The organism is Spirillospora albida, from assembly GCF_000718255.1.
GTDB lineage: Bacteria > Actinomycetota > Actinomycetes > Streptosporangiales > Streptosporangiaceae > Spirillospora > Spirillospora albida.
The window spans coordinates 1-5,011 of the sequence record NZ_JOFJ01000044.1; the positions used below are offsets into that span (position 1 = coordinate 1).

Genomic DNA, 5,011 nt, shown 5'->3' on the forward strand with positions numbered 1-5,011 from the left:
CCCTTCGCCAAAGCCACCGAACGCCTCAACGCACCACCCCCCGCGAGGGGTGGGCAAACTCGGCGTTCCAAGCAGTCAGCTCAGAAAATATGTTGTTGTTGTAGCGGGTTCCCGGTTTGTTTTCTGGGAACCACACAGGGACGCGAACATTTCTTGCAGCGATTCGGTTTGAACGTTCAGTGTGTTCAAGCCACTCGGCCTATTAGTACCGGTCGGGCCTTACCCCACACGAATGCGGGAGGGAGAACTCATCTCGAGGAAGGCTTCCCGCTTAGATGCTTTCAGCGGTTATCCCTGCCGAACGTAGCCAACCAGCCGTGCCCCTGGCGGGACAACTGGCACACCAGAGGTTCGTCCGTCCCGGTCCTCTCGTACTAGGGACAGATCCTCTCAATTCTCCTACGCGCGCAGCGGATAGGGACCGAACTGTCTCGCGACGTTCTAAACCCAGCTCGCGTGCCGCTTTAATGGGCGAACAGCCCAACCCTTGGGACCTACTCCAGCCCCAGGATGCGACGAGCCGACATCGAGGTGCCAAACCATCCCGTCGATATGGACTCTTGGGGAAGATCAGCCTGTTATCCCCGGGGTACCTTTTAGCCGTTGAGCGACACCACTTCCACACGTCGGTGCCGGATCACTAGGCCCTGCTTTCGCACCTGCTCGACACGTCCGTCTCACAGTCAAGCTCCCTTGTGCCCTTGCACTCACCACCTGATTGCCAACCAGGCTGAGGGAACCTTTGGGCGCCTCCGTTACTCTTTGGGAGGCAACCGCCCCAGTTAAACTACCCACCAGGCACTGTCCCCCACCCGGATCCACGGGTGCGGGTTAGACGCTCAAAACGACCAGAGTGGTATTTCACCAATGACTCCACCGACACTGGCGTGCCGGCTTCACAGTCTCCCACCTATCCTACACAAGACGCTCCAAACGCCAATGCCAAGCTGTAGTGAAGGTCCCGGGGTCTTTCCGTCCTGCTGCGCGAAACGAGCATCTTTACTCGTACTGCAATTTCGCCGGGCCTGTGGTTGAGACAGCGGGGAAGTCGTTACGCCATTCGTGCAGGTCGGAACTTACCCGACAAGGAATTTCGCTACCTTAGGATGGTTATAGTTACCACCGCCGTTTACCGGCGCTTAGATTCTCAGCTTCGACCCAAGGGCCTAACCGGTCCTCTTAACGTTCCGGCACCGGGCAGGCGTCAGTCCGTATACAGCGTCTTACGACTTCGCACGGACCTGTGTTTTTAGTAAACAGTCGCTTCCCCCTGGCCTCTGCGACCACCCCCAGCTCCCGCCGCGAAGGCGTTCACCGGACATGGTCCCCCTTCTCCCAAAGTTACGGGGGCAATTTGCCGAGTTCCTTAACCACAGTTCACCCGATCGCCTTGGTATTCTCTACCTGACCACCTGAGTCGGTTTGGGGTACGGGCCGCCGGTACACTCACTAGAGGCTTTTCTCGGCAGCATGGGATCACTCACTTCACCTAAAACGGCTCGGCATCACATCTCACCCTCACAGACCGCGGATTTGCCTACGGCCCGGGCTACATGCTTACCCCAGGACAACCATCGCCTGGGCTGAGCTACCCTCCTGCGTCACCCCATCGCTCACCTACTACCCCCTCGGGCCGACCGCTACGCCCAGAAGAAGCCCGAAGGCCCCCACCAGGTTTCAGGGTCTTAGCATCAGAGGGTTCAGCGTTGGCGCATACCAGCGGGTACGGGAATATCAACCCGTTGTCCATCGACTACGCCTGTCGGCCTCGCCTTAGGTCCCGACTTACCCTGGGCGGATTAGCCTGCCCCAGGAACCCTTGGTCATCCGGCGCACACGTTTCTCACGTGTGATTCGCTACTCATGCCTGCATTCTCACTCCTGCAGCCTCCACCACTCGATCACTCGGCGGCTTCACCGGCTGCAGGACGCTCCCCTACCCATCCCAAACAAGTTGGAATGCCACGGCTTCGGCGGTGTGCTTGAGCCCCGCTACATTGTCGGCGCGGAATCACTTGACCAGTGAGCTATTACGCACTCTTTCAAGGATGGCTGCTTCTAAGCCAACCTCCTGGTTGTCACGGCAACTCCACATCCTTTCCCACTTAGCACACGCTTAGGGGCCTTAGCCGATGATCTGGGCTGTTTCCCTCTCGACTACGAAGCTTATCCCCCGCAGTCTCACTGCCACGCTCTCACTTACCGGCATTCGGAGTTTGGCTGACGTCAGTAACCTTGTCGGGCCCATCGGCCATCCAGTAGCTCTACCTCCGGCAAGAAACACGCGACGCTGCACCTAAATGCATTTCGGGGAGAACCAGCTATCACGGAGTTTGATTGGCCTTTCACCCCTAACCACAGGTCATCCCCCAGGTTTTCAACCCTGGTGGGTTCGGGCCTCCACACCGTCTTACCGGCGCTTCACCCTGCCCATGGCTAGATCACCCCGCTTCGGGTCTACAGCATGCGACTAAAACGCCCTATTCAGACTCGCTTTCGCTACGGCTACCCGCCACCGGTTAACCTCGCCACACACCATAACTCGCAGGCTCATTCTTCAAAAGGCACGCCATCACGAACAACACCCGAAGGCATTGAGGACGCTCTGACGGCTTGTAGGCACACGGTTTCAGGTACTATTTCACGACCCCTCACCGGGGCACTTTTCACCTTTCCCTCACGGTACTTGTCCGCTATCGGTCATCAGGAAGTATTCAGCCTTACCACGTGGTCGTGGCAGATTCACACGGGATTTCACGGGCCCCGTGCTACTCGGGAACACACCCAAGAGACATCGCAGTTTCGTCTACCGGACTCTCACCGTCTACGGTCGGCCTTCCCATGCCATTCGACTACCACGATATTTTGTAACTCTTCGGTCCAGCGGCAGCTGAACCAGGATGGTCCCACAACCCCGCACACGCAACACCTGCCGGCTATCACACGCGCACGGTTTAGGCTAATCCGCTTTCGCTCACCACTACTCACGGAATCACTATTGTTTTCTCTTCCTGCGGGTACTGAGATGTTTCACTTCCCCGCGTTCCCACCAACCGCCCTATACATTCAGACGGCGGCGACACCCCATGACGGGTGCCAGGTTTCCCCATTCGGAAATCCCCGGATCAAAGTCTGGTTGCCGACTCCCCGAGGCATATCGCAGGCTCCCACGTCCTTCATCGGCTCCTGATGCCAAGGCATCCACCGTATGCCCTTAAAAACTTGAACACACAAAACGATCAAAACAAATCGCAGATAAACGAACAAAACACCAGAAAGAACACACCCCGAAAGATGCGCCCACCGGCATCTCATCCGTCTACCAGAGATGCTCGCGTCCACTGTGCAGTTCTCAAAAAACAACCGGGCCCACCAGAACCGCCCCACCCATAGCAGGTGAAGCGGTATCCGGTCCCGCGATCCGAGGGATCAGGCTCAACGCCCGTTTCCTCAGGACCCAACAGCGTGTCCAACCCGCCACCCACCCGACACCGACGTTCCCACTCCCCCCGGCCGGTCCGAAGACCTTCAAAACGGGCCAGTTGGTGCTCCTTAGAAAGGAGGTGATCCAGCCGCACCTTCCGGTACGGCTACCTTGTTACGACTTCGTCCCAATCGCCGGCCCCACCTTCGACCTGTGTACAAGGCCCGGGAACGTATTCACCGCAGCGTTGCTGATCTGCGATTACTAGCGACTCCGACTTCATGGGGTCGAGTTGCAGACCCCAATCCGAACTGAGACCGGCTTTAAGGGATTCGCTCCACCTCGCGGTATCGCAGCCCTCTGTACCGGCCATTGTAGCATGTTTGCAGCCCAAGACATAAGGGGCATGATGACTTGACGTCATCCCCACCTTCCTCCGAGTTGACCCCGGCGGTCTCCCATGAGTCCCCACCATTACGTGCTGGCAACATGGAACGAGGGTTGCGCTCGTTGCGGGACTTAACCCAACATCTCACGACACGAGCTGACGACAGCCATGCACCACCTGTCACCGGCCCAAAAAGGACCCCGCATCTCTGCGGGTTTTCCGGCGATGTCAAGCCTTGGTAAGGTTCTTCGCGTTGCGTCGAATTAAGCAACATGCTCCGCCGCTTGTGCGGGCCCCCGTCAATTCCTTTGAGTTTTAGCCTTGCGGCCGTACTCCCCAGGCGGGGCGCTTAATGCGTTAGCTACGGCGCGGAATCCGTGGAAGGACCCCACACCTAGCGCCCAACGTTTACGGCGTGGACTACCAGGGTATCTAATCCTGTTCGCTCCCCACGCTTTCGCTCCTCAGCGTCAGTACAGGCCCAGAGAACCGCCTTCGCCACCGGTGTTCCTCCCGATATCTGCGCATTTCACCGCTACACCGGGAATTCCGTTCTCCCCTACCTGCCTCTAGTCTGCCCGTATCCACCGCAGACCCACAGTTAAGCTGTGGGCTTTCACGACGGACGCGACAAACCGCCTACGAGCTCTTTACGCCCAATAATTCCGGACAACGCTTGCGCCCTACGTATTACCGCGGCTGCTGGCACGTAGTTAGCCGGCGCTTCTTCTGCAGGTACCGTCACTTCCGCTTCGTCCCTGCTGAAAGGGGTTTACAACCCGAAGGCCGTCATCCCCCACGCGGCGTCGCTGCGTCAGGCTTCCGCCCATTGCGCAATATTCCCCACTGCTGCCTCCCGTAGGAGTCTGGGCCGTGTCTCAGTCCCAGTGTGACCGGTCGCCCTCTCAGGCCGGTTACCCGTCGTCGCCTTGGTAGGCCATCACCCCACCAACAAGCTGATAGGCCGCGAGCCCATCCCCAACCGAAAAACTTTCCACGAACATCCCATGCGGGAGCACGTCATATCCGGTATTAGACCCGGTTTCCCAGGCTTATCCCAGAGTCAGGGGCAGGTTGCTCACGTGTTACTCACCCGTTCGCCGCTCGAGTACCCCCGAAGGGGCCTTTCCGCTCGACTTGCATGTGTTAAGCACGCCGCCAGCGTTCGTCCTGAGCCAGGATCAAACTCTCCATTAAGG

2 rRNA genes are annotated in these 5,011 nt (G+C 58.4%); both read right to left on the reverse strand.

The window, feature by feature from the left end:
• Positions 1 to 181: 181 nt before the first annotated feature.
• Positions 182 to 3,228 (reverse strand): 23S ribosomal RNA (locus tag IE99_RS0128335).
• 328 nt (positions 3,229 to 3,556) lie between these two features.
• Positions 3,557 to 5,009, reverse strand: a 16S ribosomal RNA gene (locus IE99_RS0128340).
• Together the 16S and 23S rRNA genes form the textbook arrangement of a ribosomal RNA operon.
• Positions 5,010 to 5,011 lie beyond the last annotated feature (2 nt).